Annotated in this window: 20 protein-coding genes; 8 read left to right on the forward strand and 12 right to left on the reverse strand. The window is 47.7% G+C overall.

What is annotated here, in order from left to right; all coding sequences use genetic code 11:
- Positions 1-107 precede the first annotated feature (107 nt).
- From LBQ00_06245 to LBQ00_06290, 10 genes are all read right to left on the reverse strand, one after another.
- A complete protein-coding gene (locus LBQ00_06245) occupies positions 108-173 on the reverse strand; it encodes a hypothetical protein (GenBank protein MDR2018450.1) in 66 nt (21 codons plus the stop codon).
- Positions 174-286: 113 nt separating this feature from the next.
- Entirely contained in the window at positions 287-583 is a 297-nt protein-coding gene (locus tag LBQ00_06250; protein ID MDR2018451.1) for a DUF721 domain-containing protein, read from the reverse strand.
- Positions 584-586: 3 nt separating this feature from the next.
- Positions 587-2,116, reverse strand: a complete 1,530-nt coding sequence (gene metG / locus LBQ00_06255; protein ID MDR2018452.1) for a methionine--tRNA ligase — start codon at positions 2,114-2,116, stop codon at positions 587-589.
- Between the two features lie 114 nt (positions 2,117-2,230).
- Positions 2,231-3,055: a stage 0 sporulation protein gene (locus LBQ00_06260; GenBank protein ID MDR2018453.1), complete on the reverse strand. Its 825-nt coding sequence runs from the start codon at positions 3,053-3,055 to the stop codon at positions 2,231-2,233.
- A gap of 2 nt (positions 3,056-3,057) precedes the next feature.
- Positions 3,058-4,014: a DNA polymerase III subunit delta' gene (gene holB, locus LBQ00_06265; GenBank protein MDR2018454.1), complete on the reverse strand. Its 957-nt coding sequence runs from the start codon at positions 4,012-4,014 to the stop codon at positions 3,058-3,060.
- The gene (tmk, locus tag LBQ00_06270) at positions 4,001-4,624 is read right to left on the reverse strand and encodes a dTMP kinase (GenBank protein ID MDR2018455.1); all 624 of its coding nucleotides are present in this window, start codon (positions 4,622-4,624) and stop codon (positions 4,001-4,003) included. Before tmk ends, holB begins: the two co-directional genes overlap by 14 nt.
- A 7-nt stretch (positions 4,625-4,631) precedes the next feature.
- Complete coding sequence (efp, locus tag LBQ00_06275; GenBank protein MDR2018456.1) at positions 4,632-5,198, reverse strand: elongation factor P; 567 nt, start codon at positions 5,196-5,198, stop codon at positions 4,632-4,634.
- Between the two features lie 75 nt (positions 5,199-5,273).
- Entirely contained in the window at positions 5,274-6,344 is a 1,071-nt protein-coding gene (locus tag LBQ00_06280) for an aminopeptidase P family protein (GenBank protein ID MDR2018457.1), read from the reverse strand.
- Complete coding sequence (locus LBQ00_06285; GenBank protein ID MDR2018458.1) at positions 6,341-6,562, reverse strand: hypothetical protein; 222 nt, start codon at positions 6,560-6,562, stop codon at positions 6,341-6,343. The genes LBQ00_06280 and LBQ00_06285 overlap by 4 nt, the downstream gene beginning before the upstream one ends.
- Positions 6,563-6,769: 207 nt before the next feature.
- On the reverse strand, positions 6,770-8,485 hold the full coding sequence (locus LBQ00_06290) for a glycosyltransferase family 39 protein (GenBank protein MDR2018459.1): 1,716 nt from the start codon (positions 8,483-8,485) through the stop codon (positions 6,770-6,772).
- Between the two features lie 246 nt (positions 8,486-8,731).
- Between LBQ00_06290 and serA the strand changes: the two genes are divergently transcribed.
- The 6 genes from serA (at position 8,732) to LBQ00_06320 (ending at position 15,590) form a co-directional block, all read left to right on the forward strand.
- A complete protein-coding gene (serA, locus tag LBQ00_06295; protein MDR2018460.1) occupies positions 8,732-10,354 on the forward strand; it encodes a phosphoglycerate dehydrogenase in 1,623 nt (540 codons plus the stop codon).
- 552 nt (positions 10,355-10,906) lie between these two features.
- Complete coding sequence (locus tag LBQ00_06300; GenBank protein ID MDR2018461.1) at positions 10,907-11,782, forward strand: hypothetical protein; 876 nt, start codon at positions 10,907-10,909, stop codon at positions 11,780-11,782.
- A gap of 30 nt (positions 11,783-11,812) precedes the next feature.
- A complete protein-coding gene (locus tag LBQ00_06305) occupies positions 11,813-12,034 on the forward strand; it encodes a zinc ribbon domain-containing protein (GenBank protein MDR2018462.1) in 222 nt (73 codons plus the stop codon).
- Entirely contained in the window at positions 11,949-13,490 is a 1,542-nt protein-coding gene (gene tilS, locus LBQ00_06310; GenBank protein ID MDR2018463.1) for a tRNA lysidine(34) synthetase TilS, read from the forward strand. The genes LBQ00_06305 and tilS overlap by 86 nt, the downstream gene beginning before the upstream one ends.
- Before the next feature lie 356 nt (positions 13,491-13,846).
- Positions 13,847-14,398 carry a hypothetical protein gene (locus LBQ00_06315; protein MDR2018464.1) on the forward strand — a complete coding sequence of 184 codons (552 nt, stop codon included), beginning with the start codon at positions 13,847-13,849 and terminating at the stop codon, positions 14,396-14,398.
- Position 14,399: 1 nt separating this feature from the next.
- Positions 14,400-15,590, forward strand: coding sequence for a pyridoxal phosphate-dependent aminotransferase (locus tag LBQ00_06320; GenBank protein MDR2018465.1), 1,191 nt, complete (start codon positions 14,400-14,402; stop codon positions 15,588-15,590).
- A 59-nt stretch (positions 15,591-15,649) separates the two neighbouring features.
- Here LBQ00_06320 and LBQ00_06325 read toward each other — a convergent pair whose 3' ends face one another.
- Positions 15,650-16,066, reverse strand: a complete 417-nt coding sequence (locus LBQ00_06325) for an NUDIX hydrolase (protein MDR2018466.1) — start codon at positions 16,064-16,066, stop codon at positions 15,650-15,652.
- Positions 16,067-16,210: 144 nt separating this feature from the next.
- On the opposite strand from LBQ00_06325, the gene LBQ00_06330 reads away from it, so the two are divergent.
- The gene (locus tag LBQ00_06330; protein MDR2018467.1) at positions 16,211-17,017 is read left to right on the forward strand and encodes an amidohydrolase family protein; all 807 of its coding nucleotides are present in this window, start codon (positions 16,211-16,213) and stop codon (positions 17,015-17,017) included.
- Positions 17,018-17,426: 409 nt separating this feature from the next.
- Here LBQ00_06330 and LBQ00_06335 read toward each other — a convergent pair whose 3' ends face one another.
- Positions 17,427-18,119, reverse strand: coding sequence for a TerC family protein (locus tag LBQ00_06335; GenBank protein MDR2018468.1), 693 nt, complete (start codon positions 18,117-18,119; stop codon positions 17,427-17,429).
- 246 nt (positions 18,120-18,365) lie between these two features.
- Between LBQ00_06335 and LBQ00_06340 the strand changes: the two genes are divergently transcribed.
- Positions 18,366-18,776 (forward strand): (deoxy)nucleoside triphosphate pyrophosphohydrolase, encoded by a 411-nt coding sequence (locus tag LBQ00_06340; GenBank protein MDR2018469.1) that lies wholly within the window; start codon positions 18,366-18,368, stop codon positions 18,774-18,776.
- Positions 18,777-19,103 lie beyond the last annotated feature (327 nt).

Here is a 19,103-nt window from a genome sequence, read left to right on the forward strand (position 1 = left end):
ATGCAGTATAAGCACTTTCGTCTGTTCTTTTTGGCAAAAAACAGCCCATGCTCGGCAAAGCAAAGGTGGTTTTTTAATGAATAAGGTGTCAACTCGACACCAACTCCTCAGCAAGTATTACCCTTGAGTAACTTGTCTTGAAATGTTTCCGTGCTGTCATGATTGAAAAACACTTCGATGATGAATGTCGGTACCAGAAGTCTCGACAGTTTCCGCCTAAATAAGGATGGCAAGGCGATACTGGCTGACGTGGCGATGATTGGAGAAAAATATGATCATTCGGGATTTACCCGGTATTTTTCAGATAGAACTTTATGTCTCTCAATGCTCCAGGCTTAATTGTTACATCAGCTCTGCCCAGTATGTCCGTCTTCATGTATTTTAATTGGGTAAGCCACAGGGGGTCGTCTACCTCCACAAATAAGGTGTATCCGTCTATCCTCACGGGTCTAGCGTGGGCTAAAATTCGCTCTCCCACCAGATCGCTCCACAGGTGAAAAACCTTATATGCATCAAGGTCACCGGTAAGTCGGTATTTTTTCAGTACCTTTTCTACCACGCCCCGTACTGTGTAAAAGGCCATGGGTCAGGTCTCTATTCTGGGAAAGATGGGCGCTATTTTATCAATGAGGCCGGTATCGCCGGAGCGGTAGAAGATTTTTTCCTCGTCGAAGACAGCGGTCTCTATGGATTTTTCTATGCCGAGTGCTTTCCATATAAGATTCGATTTTTCGGGCATAAACGGGTAAAGAAGCATAGCGGCCACTCTCAGGCTGTTCCAGATGTTGTAAAGTACCGTCCTGATCCGCACGTCATTTTCCTTTGCGAGTCTCCAGGGAGCCTCTGCATCGATATACTTATTAAGAATGGAAATAATCTCGAAGGCATCGGCAAGGGCCTTGTGGTACGCGAAAACCTCCATGTCTCTTTGATACTCTTCAACAAGGTTTCTTACCTGTTCCTCAACGTATTCGTCCATGCCGCCCTTTTTCTCAGGCGCCTCTATTTTGCCTTTCAGGAATTTCCCCATCATGGTGACACTTCTGCTTGTGAGGTTGCCAACATCGTTGGCAAGGTCTCCGTTGATTCTGTGAACCATGGCGCTTTTTGAGAAATCCCCGTCAAGGCCGAAGGGCACTTCCCTGAAAAGGAAAAACCTGAACTGGTCTACCCCGTACTCTCGTACCACATCATTGGGATCGACCACATTGCCGAGAGATTTTGACATTTTTTGACCCTCTATGGTCCACCATCCGTGAGCAAATACCCTCTTGGGCGGCTCCAAACCCAGGGACATGAGGAAGCTTGGCCAGTATACGGTATGGAACCTCAGTATGTCTTTGCCCATGAGATGGATGTTGCATGGCCAGAACTGCGTGAACAAGTCGGGGTCGTCGAGAAATCCTATGCCGGATATATAGTTGGCGAGGGCGTCGAACCAGACGTAGATGACGTGGTCCTGATTCGTAGGCGTAGGTATGCCCCAGCGGAAACTGGTCCTGCTTACACTCAGATCTCTGAGACCTCCTTTTACAAAACTAAGGACCTCATTGTATCGTACCTCGGGCAAAACAAAATCCTTGTGCAATTCGAGAAGGGCGAGGAGGCGTTCTTGGTAGCCTGAAAGGTTGAAGAAATAACTTTCTTCCTTCAATTTTTCCGGCGGTCTGCCGCAGTCCGGGCAAGCGCCTTCTTTCAACTGGAGCTCAGTGAAGTAGCTTTCGCAGTGCACACAGTACCAATCTTCGTAGGCGCCGAGATATATGTCTCCTTTCTCATACGTCTTCTGGAATATATATTGAACCACCCTCTTATGCCTTTCTTCGGTGGTCCTTATATGGCTGCTGTTGGTGACATTAAGGGTTTTCCATAGATCGGTAAATCTTTGGACCATCCTGTCGGCCAACTCGCTGGGGTGAATTCCCTGATTGGACGCTGCTTTCTCCACTTTCTGGCCATGTTCGTCGGTCCCTGTGAGGAAGTAGACATTGTAACCGCACAAGCGTTTGTACCGCGCAATAATATCCGCCGCGATGGTAGTGTAAGCGTGCCCGATATGAGGTACATCGTTGATGTAATATATAGGGGTTGTTACGTAATAATTTTTACTCATCATTTTCTCCAATTCCAGTAGTAATGCCTATTCGTGACCGTATTGCACACCGGGGAGCGGTAGCCTGACGGTCCTATTACGTATTATTAGTAACCAACGATTAGCGACCGCCTCTCTTCACTTTTTTGGCTGTTGCCGTTGACTGTCGCCTCCTGCAGATTGGTCCGGTTTTATTATGTCCTTTGCGGTCAGAATCACTTCTTTTCCGCCGTCCAGTTCAACCGTAAAGGTGGAGTTCAAGGTGTTGTGCTTTATCACTTTGCCTTCCCCCTGCGCCACGGTTACCCTCTTTCCGAGCTTGGGGAAGTTTTTCTTGTAGCCAACGTACATTTCATATTCATAAGAGAGACAACACATAAGCCTTCCACAGATTCCTGATATTTTATTCGGATTCAGGGCGAGACCTTGTTCCTTTACCATCTTTATGGAGACTATGGAAAAATTGCTGAGAAATTTTCTGCAGCAGCACACATTCCCGCAGTTACCGAGGCCGCCGATAATCTTTGCCTCATCTCTGACGCCTACCTGCCTCAATTCTATCCTGATCTTGAATTCCTTTGCGAGTTCTTTTACCAGTTCTCTGAAATCTACCCTGTTTTCAGACACAAAGTAGAAAAGGAGCTTCGTTCCGCCGAAAAGATACTCTGCCCACAGGAGCTTCATGGGGAGATTCATATCTTTGATCTTCTGTTTGCAGAGGGTGAATGCGTAATTCTCCTTTTCTTTTAAAGAAAAGTACTGGGCTACCTCGGTATCCGTCGCCTTTGCCGTGATTTTTTTCAATCCTTCCTTAGATGAATCGACCGGTTCGGTAACAACCAGCGCAAGGCAATGGCCTTTCTCAAGGTCGGCTTTCACGTGATCTCCGATTTTCACATCGTCAGGAACCTGTACCTCAATCACACCTGTCAGCCTGTCGATCTTTATATAGCAACTCTTCATGACTACCTCATTATATGGAGCAACATATTTTCAAAAAGCAACCACTTGTTAATATTATACCTCATATTGAACATGGTTTCCTGTATCTTTTTGATGGAGCGTTCTATCCACGGCAGATCGGCCGTCTCATGGTCCATCAGGTCTCTCAGGTCCGAGTTTATAATTTGAGCAGAACCTCTTTCGTGGGCCGCGAGATAGAGATCGCGGAAAAAGGAAAGGAGGAAGGAAAGGTAGAGGTTAAGGCCCCTATTGTTTTTGGATAGCCGCTCCGATATGGCGGTTGATTCGACGAAGCTTCTCTTTTTTCCCGTAATCAGTTCGCCCAGTTTGCGTCTGAGGAGGAGGTTGTCGTCTTCCGTCCAGAAGAGGCCCAGACCTATGCTTCCGTATGATTGGGAGGAGATCAACCTGGCCTTTTCTTTCTCCATCCGGAGCACATTCGCGAAGTACTCTTCAACGTCACTCTGATTGAGGGGGCTGAATGGCACCCGGACACAGCGGGACCTTATAGTCAGGAGGATGTCCTTTTCCGAAGAGGATATGAGGAAAAATACGTTGTTGGGTGGTGGCTCCTCAAGTGTCTTCAGGAGGGCATTTGTCGCTTCCGGGGTCATTGTGTCAGCCCCGTCTATCACAATAGCTCTCACTTTTGCTTCGTATGGCTGTTCGCTCACTTCCTTGCTTATCATTCTCGACTGGCTGATCCCTATAGATTCGACGCCTTCAACAATCATAAGGTCGGGATGAGAACCATGTTCAAGTTTGATGCAGGGACGGCAATTGTCGCATCCCGTACCTTTTTCGCACATCATATGTTTTATGAATTCAATGGCGAATTTTCGCTTTCCTATGCCTTCCTGCCCGGTGAAAAGAAATGCGTGGGGCAGACGTTCTTTCGCAAGAAGCGACCGGAGCAGCTTTTTTTGCCAGGTGTGGCCGATGACGCTATCGAATCCCATAATTGTTGATCAGTGTTTCAACTTTTTGCCTGATGATGTCCTGTATCGCGGACTGTTCCAAGCCGCCGTTCACCACGAGGAATCTCCCGGGATCCTCCTTCGACAGTTTCAAATATGCGTCCCTTATCTTTTGATGGAAAGAAAGGGCCTCCTTTTCAAAACGATCCATAGTGGCGTGCAGAGCTTTTCTCGTGAGTCCGGTTTCAACGTCCACATCAAGGAGAATCGTCAGGTTAGGTCTGATGCCTTTGGTGACAAGTCTGTTCAGGGTTTCGATGATACCCAGGTCAATACTTCGTCCGTAACCCTGATACGCATATGTGGCATCCACGAACCTGTCGCACAGCACTATCTTTTGCTCTTGGAGGGCAGGAAGAATTACTTCATCCACGTGTTGCGCTCTCATGGCCATAAACACAAGAAGTTCGGAAAAAGGGAAAATATTCATGTCCCTTTGAAGGAGTACCTTCCGTAATGCCTCCCCCAGAGGCGAGCCGCCTGGCTCTCTGGTCCGTACCACGGTATGCCCTTTCGACACAAGATAATTATTTAGAAGCTCAGCCTGCGTTGACTTGCCGCTTCCCTCTATACCTTCGAATGCAATTAACATACTGGGCCTACTTAACTCTTTCCATGTACTGCCCTGTTCTCGTATCAATCTTGACTGTCTCGCCCTGCTCCACAAAGAGAGGGACCTGGATCGTATACCCCGTTTCGAGCATGGCCGGCTTTGTGGCGTTCTGCGCTGTGTCTCCTCTGATGCCTGGCTCGGTCTGAGTGATGGCAAGAGTGACAAAATTGGGTACCTCCACCCCTATTGTCTTTCCCTGGTATATGAGTACCTGTATGACGAGTCCTTCTTTGAGGTAATACCTCGCATCTCCCAACTGTTTTTCGTCGATGAACATCTGATCATAAGTATTCTGATCCATGAAGTAATAGTTGCTGCTTTCTTTGTAGAGAAACTGCATTTCTCTTTCCTCAAGTTCCGGGACGTCGGCTTTGTCTCCCGAGCGGTAAGTCCGGTCAAGCACATTTCCCGAAACAAGACTCTTGAGTCTTGTCCTGACAAACGCGCCTCCTTTCCCAGGTTTGACGTGCTGGAACTCGACTATGACGAAGGGCTCATTCTCTACCAGAATTCTCAAGCCTTTTCTAAACTCCGATGTGGAAACTACCATCATTTCCTCCTCAATTGATTTTCGATGAGATTCAGGAGAACTACCGACAACTCTCCACCGTGCGCCGCCCTGCCGCTTTTACGACCTCACGCTCAGCATATCTTTTCGAATATGAGTAAGAACCGTAGTTCTATTCTCTTCTATAAGTACCATATCCTCAAGCCTTACGCCACCCAAATGAGGTATATATATTCCCGGCTCAATGGTCAAAACCATGTTCGGCTCAATGAGACTTTCCGACATATAGTTGACGGCCGGGGCTTCGTGAACCGCTACCCCGACTCCGTGTCCGACTCCGTGCCTGAAAAAATCACCATAGCCCTTCCGGTCAATGAAGCCCCTGACTATCATATCAAGCTCCTTTGCCGGCATGCCTGCTCTGATGCTATCCAAGCCGAGGTCTTTTGCCTCTCTTACTATGGAATATATCTTATCAATCTTACCATTTACTTTGCCCAAGGTTATGGTACATGTCTCATCGCTGCAATAGCTGTCCACCTGGGCTCCGAAGTCGATTATTACCGCCTCCCCGTCCTTAAGCTCCCTGTCGGTGGGTTCTGCATGGGGCAGGGCCGCCCGTGGCCCGGATGCAACGATTGTGTTAAAAGACGGACAATCGGCTCCAAGCCGCTTCATGGTGTACTCCAACTCGTTGGCGATCTCCTTTTCAGTCCTCCCGGGCTTTATTCTCTCATAGACCTCAGTAAAGGCATCAGTTGAGATCCGTATCGCCTTCTTTATCGTCTCAATCTCTTCCGGGTCTTTAATGGCTCTTATCGTCTCAATCTTGTTTAGGGGCACGAGTTCCACATTCCCCAGAGTCTCAGTCCACCGTGCGTACATATCATAAGTAGTATGGGCGCTGTCAAAACCCATTTTACGGATGCCGTACTTGTCGCATAATCTTGGGAGGGAGTTGATCTTCTGCTGCACTTCAAGGACCTGGATACCTTTTGTCACCTCCATGGCGTGGGTAATGTACCGGAAATCGGTAAGCAGCAGAACATCCTCGTGTGTCACCAGAAGAGAACCCTCGGAACCCCTGAACCCCGTAAGATAAAATATATTATCCATGCCCTTCAGGATACAGGCATCAAGGCCCGCTTCGTCGATTATCTGTGCTACCAGGCCTATTCTCTTATCTCTCATCGCCTGTCACTGCTTTTTTTCAGTAACCGTTTTAAAATAGACCCTTTTTGTTTTCCTTTAAGATCTTTTTTGAGGGACCCAAGCCTCATTTTGTAGAAGCTGTTCCCGGGATCCTTCCGTGTCAGTTTCTCGTAAATCTCTATTGCTTTTTCGATACACCCCTGATCAAGATAGATATCCGCAAGAGTCGCTGTTATGATCTTTTTATCATCCATCATAATGGGATAGTTAAATGAATCTTATTTGAAAAATCAAGTTAAATTGTTACCATAGTCTCTATACGCGTGGGGAGCTTGGCCGGTAAGCGTCTTTGCCGGGGGTGGCAGGGGGCGGCAAGAGGCGGCACAGACGACTGACTCGAGAGGCAAGAGGTACGGGGGATTCAAGGCGGCAGGAAGAACCCTGGTGTGGATATGCTTCACAGCCTATTTTGCCGCAAATCTCATAAGCAGCAGCCTTTTCTCTTTTTTGCTGCGAGGTTCTTTTACCTGAGCCAGAACGGTGACCAGATCCTGAAATGCAGGGTTTTCTCGCAGAAGCGATTGCACCATCTTCGATTCACTTATTATGAAGCCGTCGGGGAATTCCTTCCGGAATTTTGCCACATCCTCGACACCGCCCAGAGTTCTCAGGCGGCCCCTGTTCAAATAGAAGATGAGAGAGGAATCTCCGCCGGGGAAAAGAGCTAACCTGCTATCGGGAATCCCTTTCAGCTCAGCCGCTGCCTCACGGCAAAACACACGGAACGTACGCATTTCCTCCATGGCCGCCATACCTCCGGTGAAACTCCAAAGCTCTACGCCGAAGACGAGAAGAAAGAGGAGTATGAGGCCATGAAGGCGCCTTCTTTTTTTCAAAAGGAAGATGGCTGATAGGCTCCCGATTATCGCCAGAATACCCACTAAGATTTGAGCGAGATGGTGAGGCATCTCTTTAATGAAATAACTGCAGAGCAGAGCCATACCTGCAAGGCTTGGTAATGCTGCAGTGGCGAGAGCCGCCGCATTCATGGTGCGCGAGCTGTCCTGAACCGGTCTTGCCAGCCAGTCCGTCAGGGCTTTTCCCGTGATCAATGCAAGGGCTGGTACAAGAGGCAGGATGTAGTAGCTTCTCCGCGAACCAGAAGCGGTAAAGAAAAGAAATATCGCGAGTCCCGCGAGAGGTGTCCACCAGTTAGCCCGGTTAGCCAGCCACTCTTTAGCATGCCACAAGGCTCCGATAAGCAAAAGTGTCCAGGGCAGGAAGAACAGAAGGGTATATTTCAGATATACATAAGGGGGTTCTACGTGGTCGAAAGGTCTGAAGAAGCGAAGGAAATTTTCTCTCCACATAAGTTCCACGGATTGCCACGATCCAGTTATGATTACAGGCGCGAGGAGTAAAGCGGCAAACAACAAGAGGGACGCCAGTATGGAGATCAGACCCTGCCAGGATATTATCCATTTGAAATGGATGAGAAATGCTCTCGGCACATTCTGGAAGGAGGGCTTACGCGTGGCAAAGGGAGTAAGGAGCATGACCAGGCTGTAGAATCCGATGACCGAAAAACCGACGGCAGGCGCTACCGGTCCCTTGAGGAATGCTGAAACTGCCCCAAAACAATAAAGGAGGATGAGTTTTGTAAGTTTCCCGTCCACACCGCCCGTCACGAATGCCCATAGCATGAGCCATATGCTCAATACGTTTAGAAGCTCGGCGGAAGCGGTCTTTGACCAAAGGATGTACATAATTGATGTGAGAAGGAGTCCTCCAGACAGCACCGCAGTTCTGGTATCGAAAAGCCTCCTCCCTATGGAGAAGGTAACCAGTACTGCCGCGACCCCGGCAAAGGCACTTGGAAGGCGCGAGACTGCCTCTGTGACTCCTCCTGGGGAAGCAAAAAGAGCTATTATCCAATAGCTTAGCAGGGGTTTATCGAAATAAACCTCACCGTTGATGGTGGGGAGGAAGTAGTTCCCGGTGGAGAGCATTTCCCTGACAATCACCGCCCATCGCCCTTCAGACCCCCAGAGCGATCTCACAGAGAGGCCGGAAAGCAAGAGAATTGCGCCTGCCATTGCCACAAGAATAAAAAAGACCCAATCGCGGCTCGACCAAGGTCTTATGGGCGCGATAAGGGAATTAGGCTGCTCTGTCTTCATGGAATGTGGGAAAATATAAGAGCATGTTCCTATAAGAGTCAAGGGAAAAGTACCGGGTATAATGCAGAGGCCAGGTTTTAAGTAAAGCCAATGTTGCCTTTCTCTTTATTCCGGAGGACATAGAAAAAGGATACTGTTGATTTTTCAATACCCTGCATGGTATCTTTCATAATTAATATATGTTGTCCAAAAGACAAAAATTTAAGCGCTTAATGTTATCTCAAATTCGCTGAAAGAGGGAAAGCCATGAAACAGTTTAAAGTGCTTGTCACTGATAACATCGCTCAGGAAGGTGTCGACATTCTGGAACAGGACGGCGATATTGACATTGATATGCAGGTCGGAATAAAGAATGATGAGCTCAAGAAGATCGTGGGAGAATACGACGCGATCATTACGAGAAGCGGCACTACGGTAACAGGCGATCTCCTGGCAAACCCAGGGAAATTAAAGATCATAGGGCGGGCCGGAGTCGGAGTGGACAATATAGATATCGAGACGGCAAGCAAGAAAGGGATTATTGTGATAAACGCCCCGACCGGAAATACCCTTGCGGCCACGGAGCTTACCCTTGGGATAATGCTTTCCGCAACCCGCAAAATACCTTTGGCGAACGATTCACTGAAGGCGGGAAAATGGGACAGGAAGAGATTTATGGGGATTGAACTCTTCAATAAAACCTTGGGAATAGTAGGTTTAGGCAGGATAGGGACCAATGTGGCTGTAAGGGCGAGAAGTTTCGGTATGAAGATTGTTGCCTACGACCCTTATATAAAGAAGAGTAAGGCCGAAGCCGTGGGCGCCGTTCTTCGTGACAGTCTTGTCGATCTCCTGAAGGAAGCGGATATCGTAACGTTCCATACGCCTCTTACGTCTGCCACAAGGAATATGATTACCGCAAAAGAGATCTCCATAATGAAAGATGGTGTAATTTTTGTCAACTGCGCCAGAGGCGGAATTGTAAACGAAAACGATCTTTATGACGGACTGGTATCGGGTAAGATACTTGCGGCAGGGGTTGATGTCTTTGAGCACGAGCCTCCCCGCAATAATAAGTTCCTTGAGCTTGAGAATGTGATCGTAACACCACATATAGGCGCCAATACGAAGGAGGGGCAGAAAGCCGTTTCTGTTATCATCGCAGAACAGGTGGCCAATGCTCTCCACGAAAGACCATATCTCAACGGTGTGAATATTCCATTCATGCAGTCCCTTCTTCCCGACCATGCCCGGCTCTATTTTAAGCTCGTTGAGAAGATGGGCAGGCTTGCCGCTCAAATAGTGAAAGGCAGACCGGAAGAGATTAAGGTTGTGATGGTGGGAAAAAACTTCGAGGAAGACCTTTGTGAGAGAAAATTTGACGTGCCTTTCAGCTACCAGCCTTTCACTATCGGCGCCTTAAAAGGCTTCCTTGACGTGAGCCTCAAGGAGTCGGTCACCTTTGTCAATGCCCCGTACCTTGCGAAGGATAGGGGTATCGTCGTGGTTGAGGCCAAAACGGATCAGTATGACACGTTCAATGACCTCGTACTCTTTGTTCTGAAGACGGATGAGGAAGAGATAAGCATCGCGGGAACCGTTTTTGCCGACAAATTGGGGAGGATCGTACTTCTGAATCGTTTCCACTTAGATATGGTGCCTGAAGGGACCTTTCTTGAATGCAGGATTATCGACCGGCCCGGTATCATAGGCAGAGTGGGGACAATCCTCGGAAGCCACGGTATAAACATAGCAGGATTATGTGTTTCGCGTCCCATAAGCGGAGAAGAGGTCGCCTTTGTATCAGTCGACAGTCCAATCGACAATGACGTCCTTGAGGATATCCGGACGATCGACGGAATGATCGAAACTAAAGTAATTGACCTTTAAAGATGGTCGTTAAGCCGTTAGCTGATAGCTAAGTCAAAAGCTAAGGATGTAATTTGCACGGCCGACGGATTATTTCCGTATTGATTTTATCTTTTGCAAATTGCAGAAAAACGTTGCGTAGTGACGTCCCCGGTGTTTTGACTGCTCTGGCGAATAACGGCGGCCAGAACGCCTCTTTTCAATTAAATATTTAAAAACAGGCGGTTTTCTGATAAAATTTATCTATGCCATGGGCGAAAAAGAAATCACCGTGCAAAGCAAAAGAGTCCAATATCTTCTTTGAACTAAAGGAAAAATCGAAAGCCAAGAATCCTAATACCCGAAACTTCGCGTTTGTCTGTTTTATCCTCGTTTTTACCGGAATAATAGTTATCAACAGCAAGAGCACTGTGAAGACTATTTCTTGCAGCGAACCCAAGGAGCTGATGTACAAGGGGAAAATAAGCGACATGGTCATTTACCATCGACACAATTCAGGGCGACTTTGCGCTCGGTAGAGGGTGAATAGTTGCGCACCCTCATAAAAGGAGACGAGCAAGTCCGAGTGAGAAGATGAACAGGACAAATATAGAAAAGAGACAGGTTGACCTTATCAGGGAGTCGATTTGTGTTTTTGCCAAAGCGGAGGAATGCAGAGATCTTTTCAAACACGGAGACCTCTCTTTTTCAACTGTCGAGGATTTTGTTGACGATAGAGGAAAGAGCTGTCTTTTCAGATTGAAGGAGATGTGCCATGACCTTTTCAGGAATTCCACCGAGGCGAGCTATAAGGAAAAACTCTACGATATAACGGTCGGATACGTCTTTCACGAGGCCATGAAGCTCCGAGAGAACCTTTATCAGATCGAATATTATAAACCGAAGCAGGACATGGATTCCGAAAAACTGACGAGCCTCGAAAAGAAAATCGTCCATGAGATCGAAATTCTCATAAATAAAGCGGAGAGGAGAACGAAAGAAGGCCTGAAGGAAATAAAGATCCTGTCGGGGGAACTAGTGGAACAGTTGAAGGATATAATAAGGCTTTACAAGGCCAACTATCTGGTGCCTCGATTTATCTTCGAGAACGAAAAAATGCTCGTCAGAATATTCGGAAAAAGAGGTTTTGAACGGCTTCTCAATGATATGTACAGGGACGGGCGATCACTCCTGATGTTCAAGGCGGCCCAGAGCTACCTTGAGAGCGAATACTACCAGGCGGCCCGCAGGCTGTTTCAGAAAGTCAGCCGCCTTGACAAAGACAATGAGCTGGCTTTCTTTTTATTCATGTACGCATCGGCTTTCCATTTTTTTTTCAAGAACCGGCTTTCGAAGGCCAAATCGTACGCAGAGAAGGCTTTGACCGTTTCCGGTGCTGCCGGCGATATGGAGTTCTACAGAAAATCACTAAACGGTCTGATCCGGGAGCTTTCAGGGGAAAGGAAATGAAAGGAGCATCACTGCGAGAGGAGGGTATAGATGCCCATTTTTGAATATAAATGCGAAAACTGCGGAAATGAATTTGAGCTTATCGTCTTCAAAGACGACACACCAGAATGTCCGTCATGCGGAGATAAGGAGCCGGTAAAAAAAATGTCTACTTTTGGATTTTCAGTTGGATACAAGTACAAATCATCTTCGGAAAATTCAGGATCAGGATGCGCAGGTTGCAGCTCGTCAAATTGTTCATCGTGTTCGTAGCGGCGCAGCCCTTCTGGCGAGGCGGTTTTGCAATTCCTGCTTTCCGAAAGAAGCCGGTGTTGTTGCAGTGACTCTTGTCCATAAAGTCAAAAAGATAATTGAGAAAGAGAAGCTTATTGAGCCTGGAGAACGGGTGCTTGTCGGCTTGTCGGGTGGAATAGATTCTACCGTCATGCTCTATCTGTTATTCCGCATAAGTGAGGACCTATCGTTCGATCTCGGCGTAGCCCACATCAATCATCTCCTGCGAGGGGAGGAGTCTGAAAGGGACGAGGAATTTGTGAGAAACCTTGCCGAGAGTCTCTCTTTGGCCTGTCATGTCGGAAGGATTGATGTGAAAAGGGAGGCAGGGGAAGCGGGTAAGTCTCTACAGCATGCGGGCAGAGACGCGAGATACGGGTTTTTCAGGGAGACGGCCGCAGAACAGGGCTATCAAAAGATTGCTGTCGCCCATACCCTTGACGACCAGGTGGAGACATTCGTTATGAGAATGCTAAAGGGTACCGGACTTAGGGGACTTTCAGCGATCCCGGTCAAGAGAGACAATATAGTCAGGCCTCTTCTCACAGCGACAAGGGCGCAGATAGAAGAGTATGGGCGCATGTATAATGTCTCTTTCGTTCACGATTCCTCAAACGAAAAGACGGTCTATGAAAGAAATTTCGTAAGAAAACGGATAATCCCTTTGATGGAAGAGTTGAATCCAGCGTTCAGGGAGAAGGTTTCTTTCCTCCTTAATGATCTTATCGCAGTGAATCGGATGTTCGACGCGAGAGCACATGATTTTATGAAGACCCGTATTTCGTGGGACGATGAAACCGCTTCCCTGGGGGTGGAGGCTCTGAAAGGACTTGATGAAGAGACAAGATTCAGAGTGATGGCGCACCTCCTTGATCAACTGGAGCCGGGATTTATCGCCTTGCGAGAGCATATGCGCCAGATAAATAACGTCCTAATGGGTCTGGGACCCAATTTGGCAGCAGAACTGCCCCATGGCTTTAGGGTAAAGAAGACTTACGATAGGCTGACAATCACCAAATTGAACCCTCAGTCACCTTCGATGGACATCCTCCCTGTGATGGAGGGTTCGAACAGACTGGATCCGTTCAATATTACCCTCATGATAGAATCTTTGAGGGAATTAGGCGAGACCCCGCTCGTATTTCTCGACCCTCTCACCGTCCTTTTCGATGAGGATAAACTTGGGATGTTGAAGGTGAGGTCCTTTCGTGAAGGGGACAGATTTGTCCCCTTAGGCATGAAAGCGTTGGTCAAACTGAAAGATTTCTTCATCTCCCAAAAGATTCCCCGGGAGAAGAGAAGGCATATCCCTCTCCTTCTATCGGACGATCACATAATATGGGTCGTAGGCCACAGGATGGACGACCGATTTAAGGTGACGGGGGATACCTTACGTAAAATAAGGATTCACGCGGACCCTATTTTATCGTCCTGATCTTATATTCAGGAAGGAATTTTCCTGATGCACCGGTTTTGTCTGTTAACCTCGTACATATTTTGATTGACAACGCAGCACGTGATGTTGTAGAGAATATCGCTAAGAATTTTGACCGGAAGTTGTGATTGATGGCCAGAGGCGGTTCCGTGGTATACACCACCGTTTAGCGACGGCGCACTAAGCGCCGGACAGTGGTTTCCGGACCAGACCTGCATTGAAGGTGTTTTCGGCGTGTCCGTCTCACCGATGCAGAGTATCTGGTTACATGATTCTGACGGTTGGTAGAAAGTTATCCGAAAATGATGTGAGAAATACGGCCCGATAAATCTATGAGCTTAAGGAGAGGCGGGAATATGCAGCACGAAAAGCCGGGGATAGACAATACCGAGGCTACAATTGAAGCTGCCCTCCAGTGCGGAAAGGCGTACGGGATCAGGAATATTGTGATTGCATCGACCACGGGATTCAGCGCTTTGGCCATTCGTGACAAAGCCGCAGCCGAGGAGTTTGATATTACGGTGGTAACTCACAATACGGGCTTCGGCGAAGAAGGCAACCAGACTTTCCCTCCTGAAATCAAAGAAGTGTTGTCGAAATCTGGCATAAAGGTGCTGACTGGAACGATGGTGCTGAGGAACTTGGGGACTGCGATCCGTGGATTGACGGGATATTCTGAGCAGGACCTCATTGCAAATACTCTCCGCATGTTTTCCCAAGGAATAAAGGTCTGCGTGGAAATCGTCGCCATGGCGGCGGATGGAGGATTCATACCTTTCGATGACGTCATAGCCGTAGCAGGAACGGGGAAGGGAGCCGACACTGCATGTATCATAAAGGCGAACTCTTCGAACCGATTTTTTCACATCAAGGTCAAGGAAATAATTATTAAACCAAGGGAGTTCTAATATGCTATCAAAAAGAGCCCAGGCGTTAAAACCGTCACCGACCCTCGCAATTTCAGCCAAGGAAAAGACCTTGAAAGCGCAGGGGATAGATATTGCGGGATTTGGAGCAGGCGAACCTGATTTCGATACCCCAGAACATATCAAGAAAGCTGCGATTGATGCGATCAACGAAGGATTTACCAAGTATACCCCGGTGGGTGGTATTGATACTCTGAAAGACGCGATTATCGAAAAGTTCAGAAAAGATAACGGCCTTGAATATGAGCGAGGAGAGATTCTTGTTTCATGCGGAGGGAAACATTCCCTCTTTAACCTTTTCCAGGCGATTTTTGAAGAAGGTGATGAAGTGTTGATACCTTCCCCCTACTGGGTTTCCTACCCTCCCATGGTAGAGCTCGCAGGGGCGAAACCAGTCATCATGGAGACTCAGGAGAACGAAGACTATCAGATCACCGTTGATTTACTGAAGCGACACCTGACGGCTAAGACGAAAGCTATAGTCCTGAACTATCCCTCGAACCCTGTAGGGTCCGTATATTCTCTCAAAAACCTTGAAGAGATAGGAAGGATGGCGGTGGAGAGAGGTTTCTACATCATATCGGATGAGATTTACGAAAAGCTGACCTATGATGAATATACCCATACGAGCATTGCTTCTCTCGACAAGGCTTTCAAAGAGAAGACTATCATCGCCCACGGAGTCTCGAAGACGTACTCAATGACGGGGTGGCGTATTGGTTTTACTGCCGGACCCGTTGAAGTGATCGGAGCCATGTCGAACATACAGAGTCAGAGCACATCTAATCCCACTTCCATTTCTCAGAAAGCGGTAATAGCAGCTCTCGCTGGTCCTCAGGAGAGCATTGCCATGATGCTCGAACAATTCAAGAAGAGGAGAGATTTCCTAGTATCAAGTTTTGTCGGCATTGAAGGTATTACCTGCTATAATCCCAAGGGGGCTTTTTACGTCTTTCCTAATTTCACCTCAGTCTTGGGTAGGACATACAAGGGAAAGAAGATAGATACATCCACGGCCCTTACCGGCCTTCTCCTTGAGGAATTTCACACTGCGGTGGTGCCCGGCATCGAATTTGGGAAAGAAGGTTACCTGAGACTCTCCTTTGCCACCTCTATGGAAGTGATCAAAAAGGGGTTCGACCGGATAAAGAAAGCAATAGGCTCCTTGGAGTAAAGTCCTGCGGACAAAAGGCGCCGGACATCCAAGGATCCGTCAGTCCGCTCTGCCCCTGCTTAGGATAACTTTTTGTTGGTCTTTATGTATTCAAAGTAGTCGGAAAGGATCTTTCCGTGGTCAAATACAATGGGGTCGGGCAGACTCTCTTTCCTGAATACCTTCGCCCGTTTCGCGTCGTCCGCGCCTTCCAGGGTACCTTCCCCATCGCCAATGAAGACCACTGTGACGGTGTGAAAACGAGGGTCGCGATCAGGCTTGGAATAGACATGGAACTGCTCGGTCAGTGTCACATTCAGGGATGTCTCTTCCTTTGCCTCCCTGGATGCGGCTTCTTCCACGGATTCGCCAATCTCCACAAACCCCCCAGGCAGCGCCCATCCCTTCGGATGGTGCTTACGCTCAATAAGAACGATGCCATCCCGATACCTGATGATAATATCAACTGTGAGTAGTGGGGTTTTTATCTCACCCATAGGCGTACTCCTTATCTATTTCGTGCCCCCAATCAGTTCGGGGCAGGAACCGGGGAATTGAGACGCTTAGCATAAATCACCTAAGAATATTCCCGGTCCCATCAAACACAGGGCCTTTCTCAGGCGCATTTCACAGCGTATTTTATGTTGGAATTGCTACCGGACCCTTTACAATTCTATACCATCTATGATAAGCATCTTTCAACCATGGAGTTCGACTGCATCATCGACAGCCATACCCACTGGGGTCCCTCCCTGACCCTCGGGACGGAAGTGACTACACAGGAACTAAGGAAACAGCAGGAAGATTCCGGCGTATCTCATGTAGTGATAATACCTTTTCCTTCTACGGCTATTGCCGGCAATGATATAAATATCGATGTGTTTTGCGAGGCGGAGCGCCGGGAAGGGTTCATACCGTATCATTACATAAGGGAGAACTACGATGCCGCAGGTTTTGAACCCGTACCCGAAGGTTATTTTGGCGGTAAATGGCACTGGATGAGGGGATGGCAGGATTCTGCTTCAAATTATGACGTACTGAAAGACCCAAGTCTTCCCGCACTTATACGGAAACTCACAAAGACCGGCAAGCCCGTTATTTTTGAGGAGGAACTTGCTTTCACCGAGAAATTCGCGGAGATGGCGTGTGACCTGAGACTTATAATTCCGCACTTGGGTATGCTGGGAGGCAATCCATTGGATTTTCTGGCACGCTTTAAAGCCAACCCTTCCGTTTACTTTGATACGGCCCTTGCGTCGAAGGATACTATCTTAAAATTCGTAGAAACTATAGGACCGGAAAGGGTTCTTTTCGGATCCGACGTTCCCTTCGGGAACATGCAAAATGAACTCGGCAAAATCCTTAATCTCCCGATCTCTTTTAGGGATAAAGAACTGATGCTTTCGAAAAATCTGATCCGCCTCACCGCTTGGCGTACCACGAGGTGAGACGTAAACCTCCACTAATGACAGAGAAAGATGCGGCGTTAGATCGTCCTGATTTATTTTACCACGTAGCTTAATCGTTTGATTGATAGCCAGCATCAATTTTTCTCTGTCCTTGGTATCTGTCGAAATTGATCGAAACTCTCGCTGATAAGTTGCAGTTGATTTTCACTCCAGACGAAGACGGTAGTTTTCCAGTTTAACTGGAGAACTACCGTTCGAACTTGACCGTGATGCTTGTTCCTTTAATCTCTGCGGGTCTAATTCCCCGCCCCTTGGGGTACTTCCTAATAGTCAGTCGTAAACACGGGACCCCGCAGTTTGCGGCGGGGAGGTCCTAAGGCTTCGGTGTAACCTGACCTTACAGTACAGTACCGCGCAAACGGTGGTATCTAATCCAAGCGGCCGGCTTCTATTTCAAAGTACTGTGGCGGTATCTGACCCAAACCTTGGCCGCTACCACAACTCCCACGGCCAGCACAAGCTGTACGCCGTAATCAAGGATGCGGCTGGGATGTCCAAATTTGTGCACCATCCATGGATCGCTCATGATCATCTCCCCTGCGACCCTTCCGAGGATGGCTGCTCCGATCAAGACGATTACAGGAAAACGATCCATGAGTTTGGTAATGATGTTGCTTGCAAAGACCACTATGGGGATGCTGGTAGCAAGGCCGATCACAAGAAGGGCCAAATCGCCTCTTGCTGCTCCCGCGACCCCTAGGACATTGTCGAGGCTCATTACAAGGTCGGCCATGAGTATGGTGATGATGGCCTGCCTGAGTCCGCTGACCTCCTTCGCGTTCTCTTCTTCCTCTTCAGGTAGGATAAGCTTGAAAGCGATCCAGAGGATGAGCAAACCTCCCGCGAGCTTCACAAAAGATATCTCGAGGAGCTTCGCGGCTACAAAAGTCAGAATGACTCTGAGTATTACCGCTCCTGCTGTACCGAGCATGATGCCCCACTGCCTTTGCTTGTGAGGGAGGGAGCGAACCGCCATAGCGATCACCACGGCGTTATCTCCCGAGAGGATGATGTTTATGAAGATGATTTCAAGAAGCCCTTGGAAAAATGTTGCATTGCCCATATTGCTTAAAAAGTCCATGACTGCCTCCGGTGTGGTTCACAAAGAATTACGAATGAGCTATAATACATTTATGCAAGTCCTTTGTCAACCGAAGACGGCTTCCTTTCTCTCCCTCCCATCGGGATACAAAAAATGACTGTGACCGCATCGGCGGTTTATGATATTCTCTTCAAGTAATAATATATGGAATCAGTCTTGTTGAGCGCAAAACGACCATCGGTTTACGAGGCCTAAAAGCGGTAACCGGAAAGTAATTATCTCTTAATGACGAAGAAGCCCAATCCTAAAATTGTTATAGCCGCTGTGATTGAGAAAGACGGCCGCATACTTATTGCAAAGAGAAATAGAGGAAAACAGCATCCCGGTAAATGGGAGTTTCCAGGTGGCACGCTTGAAGAGGGAGAAACCAACGAGGAGTGCCTGAAACGTGAACTTGAAGAGGAACTCGGTACGATAGCAGAGGTCGGTGATTTTATTTGCTCAAGCGAGTATAGGTACACATCCGATTATACAATCAAGCTCCTGGCCTACCGGGCGTATGTGCTTAATGATTCATTCAGCCTAAACGCTCACGAAGAGGTGCGATGGGTTAGACCCCCTGACCTTGCCGGTTACGACTTCCCTGAAGCGGATAAATCTATTATAGAAGAACTTGTAAGAAGGGGCGACCAGTAGCTCCCAGCAAAATCACAGGCTACAGAATTCTTCCCCATCGTCAGATACTTGGAAAGCTGGTACTGGTACTGATTTTGCGGGAGACGGTTAGAATCCAGGAAACAGCATTGATAAAAAAGTTCATTTTTTACTTGACATAAATAATTGTTGTTTTTTATATTAAACATATGTTTGATATAGAGGACAAATAATAATGGTCCTTATAGTCCCCAAAACCTTCAAACAAGTACCTGCCATAGACAAGTGCTTCACTATTCTTAATCTCCTTGTCCAGTCGAAAGAATCTTTGGGTATAAGCGATATATCCTCAAAGCTTGGTCTTAATAA

This window comes from Syntrophobacterales bacterium (assembly GCA_031274925.1).
In the GTDB taxonomy this organism is placed as follows: domain Bacteria; phylum Desulfobacterota; class Syntrophorhabdia; order Syntrophorhabdales; family Syntrophorhabdaceae; genus PNOM01.

What these genes read in the sequence shown, in the direction of transcription:
- LBQ00_06260 (MDR2018453.1), bottom strand. Translation starts at nt 3,055, where the DNA reads ATGAAGAGTTGCTATATAAAGATCGACAGGCTGACAGGTGTGATTGAG.
- tmk (MDR2018455.1), bottom strand. Translation starts at nt 4,624, where the DNA reads ATGTTAATTGCATTCGAAGGTATAGAGGGAAGCGGCAAGTCAACGCAG.
- serA (MDR2018460.1), top strand. Translation starts at nt 8,732, where the DNA reads ATGAAACAGTTTAAAGTGCTTGTCACTGATAACATCGCTCAGGAAGGT.
- LBQ00_06290 (MDR2018459.1), bottom strand. Translation starts at nt 8,485, where the DNA reads ATGAAGACAGAGCAGCCTAATTCCCTTATCGCGCCCATAAGACCTTGG.
- LBQ00_06315 (MDR2018464.1), top strand. Translation starts at nt 13,847, where the DNA reads ATGCAGCACGAAAAGCCGGGGATAGACAATACCGAGGCTACAATTGAA.
- LBQ00_06285 (MDR2018458.1), bottom strand. Translation starts at nt 6,562, where the DNA reads ATGATGGATGATAAAAAGATCATAACAGCGACTCTTGCGGATATCTAT.
- LBQ00_06330 (MDR2018467.1), top strand. Translation starts at nt 16,211, where the DNA reads ATGTTGGAATTGCTACCGGACCCTTTACAATTCTATACCATCTATGAT.
- LBQ00_06280 (MDR2018457.1), bottom strand. Translation starts at nt 6,344, where the DNA reads ATGAGAGATAAGAGAATAGGCCTGGTAGCACAGATAATCGACGAAGCG.
- LBQ00_06250 (MDR2018451.1), bottom strand. Translation starts at nt 583, where the DNA reads ATGGCCTTTTACACAGTACGGGGCGTGGTAGAAAAGGTACTGAAAAAA.
- LBQ00_06320 (MDR2018465.1), top strand. Translation starts at nt 14,400, where the DNA reads ATGCTATCAAAAAGAGCCCAGGCGTTAAAACCGTCACCGACCCTCGCA.
- holB (MDR2018454.1), bottom strand. Translation starts at nt 4,014, where the DNA reads ATGGGATTCGATAGCGTCATCGGCCACACCTGGCAAAAAAAGCTGCTC.
- LBQ00_06300 (MDR2018461.1), top strand. Translation starts at nt 10,907, where the DNA reads ATGAACAGGACAAATATAGAAAAGAGACAGGTTGACCTTATCAGGGAG.
- LBQ00_06325 (MDR2018466.1), bottom strand. Translation starts at nt 16,066, where the DNA reads ATGGGTGAGATAAAAACCCCACTACTCACAGTTGATATTATCATCAGG.
- LBQ00_06305 (MDR2018462.1), top strand. Translation starts at nt 11,813, where the DNA reads ATGCCCATTTTTGAATATAAATGCGAAAACTGCGGAAATGAATTTGAG.
- LBQ00_06335 (MDR2018468.1), bottom strand. Translation starts at nt 18,119, where the DNA reads ATGGACTTTTTAAGCAATATGGGCAATGCAACATTTTTCCAAGGGCTT.
- LBQ00_06340 (MDR2018469.1), top strand. Translation starts at nt 18,366, where the DNA reads ATGACGAAGAAGCCCAATCCTAAAATTGTTATAGCCGCTGTGATTGAG.
- metG (MDR2018452.1), bottom strand. Translation starts at nt 2,116, where the DNA reads ATGATGAGTAAAAATTATTACGTAACAACCCCTATATATTACATCAAC.
- efp (MDR2018456.1), bottom strand. Translation starts at nt 5,198, where the DNA reads ATGATGGTAGTTTCCACATCGGAGTTTAGAAAAGGCTTGAGAATTCTG.